The following is a 1,455-nucleotide window of genomic DNA, read 5'->3' on the forward strand; positions in this document are numbered from 1 at the left end:
TTTGGAGTGGTAGCATTTAAGTAGAGTTGGTAAACTCACCAAATCTATGGTATTATTAAAAACACAGAGGTGATCAAAATGCAATACGACAAAACTTTTAAAGAAGAGGCTGTTAAGCTATCCGATGAAATTGGTCTTAATGCCGCTGCTAACCAACTCGGTATTCCTTATTACACCCTTTCGGGCTGGCGTAATAAACGTAAAAAATATCAGGAAACCGCATATGTTGGAAGCGGTAACAAACGTTTATCTAATGATGCCAAGGATCAAAAGATATGCGAGCTTGAAAAAGAGGTTTTAGAACTTCAACGGTCTAATGACATTCTTAAAGAGGCTCTCGGTTTTTTCGCCGTAAGCCGGAAGAAATAAAGGCTCATTACCGTTATCAGTTCATTTATGACAAGCACAATGAACTTTGGACTGTAAAGCTTATGTGCGAAACTCTTCATGTAAGCATTTCAGGTTATTACAAGTATAAAAACAATCTTAATAAACCCGGTAAAGATAATATTCTTTCGGCAGCAATTCAATTGATACTGAATGAATCTCCATACAACGATAATTATGGAGCACCAAGAATGCAAATTGCTTTAAAACATAAAGGAATCAAAGCAGGCATTCGCAGAATAACACGTATTATGAGAGAGCATGGATGGCTTCATATTCCTCATCGAAAGCCGAAAGGATTAACACATGCAACAACTGAAATACAGGAACAGGAAAATCTAATAAAGCAGGATTTTTCATCAACTTTGCCATATAAAAAGCTTCTAACTGATATATCTCAGATACAATGTCAAGATGGAAAGCTTTATATTTCACCTATTATGGATTGTTGTAATGGAGAGATACTATCCATTCTAATGAAAGATAACATGAAGAAAGAATTGTGCATTGATACTTTTAAAGCTGTAACTCAAAAATACAATCTGAACGGTGCTATTGTGCATTCTGACAGAGGAAGTCAGTACACTAGCGAAGCATTTAAACAGGTTCTTGCTAATGCAGGAGTTAGTCAAAGTTTAAGCGGAGTCAATCATTGCTTTGATAACTCTAGGATGGAGAGCTTCTTCGCAACGCTCAAGAAGGAACTCCTTTACAGGATTCCAACCTATCGCATGAAAAGAGAAGAAGTAAAAACAATGATCTTCAGGTATGTATTTATATATTACAATCAAAAACGGATATATACATCAAACCCGGATGGACTTCCGCCGGTTATGTATAAGCAGTTGCTGGAGGTTCAACTTCTGGCAGCATAGGAACCATAAACAATTTAGTGAGTTTGAAGACTCTACTTATCTTGACAGTTCCAATTAAAGGAACTAAAGTAGAATGTAAATTGGGTCTTCTTTAGTCTTATGAAAAAGCTTTACATCGAATTAAAGGAACTAAAGTAGAATGTAAATCTGGGACTTGCTTTGATAGCGATAGCAGCAGTTATAGAATTAAGGA

Annotated in this window: 2 protein-coding genes; both read left to right on the top strand. The window is 36.0% G+C overall.

The window, feature by feature from the left end:
- The first annotated feature begins 78 nt into the window (after positions 1–78).
- The gene (locus HMPREF9333_RS11935; protein WP_005539276.1) at positions 79–369 is read left to right on the top strand and encodes a transposase; all 291 of its coding nucleotides are present in this window, start codon (positions 79–81) and stop codon (positions 367–369) included.
- Complete coding sequence (locus tag HMPREF9333_RS11940; protein WP_156797350.1) at positions 366–1,262, top strand: IS3 family transposase; 897 nt, start codon at positions 366–368, stop codon at positions 1,260–1,262. The genes HMPREF9333_RS11935 and HMPREF9333_RS11940 overlap by 4 nt, the downstream gene beginning before the upstream one ends.
- Positions 1,263–1,455 lie beyond the last annotated feature (193 nt).

The organism is Johnsonella ignava ATCC 51276, from assembly GCF_000235445.1.
GTDB classification, from domain to species: Bacteria; Bacillota; Clostridia; order Lachnospirales; family Lachnospiraceae; genus Johnsonella; species Johnsonella ignava.

What these genes read in the sequence shown, in the direction of transcription:
- HMPREF9333_RS11935 (WP_005539276.1), top strand. Translation starts at nt 79, where the DNA reads ATGCAATACGACAAAACTTTTAAAGAAGAGGCTGTTAAGCTATCCGAT.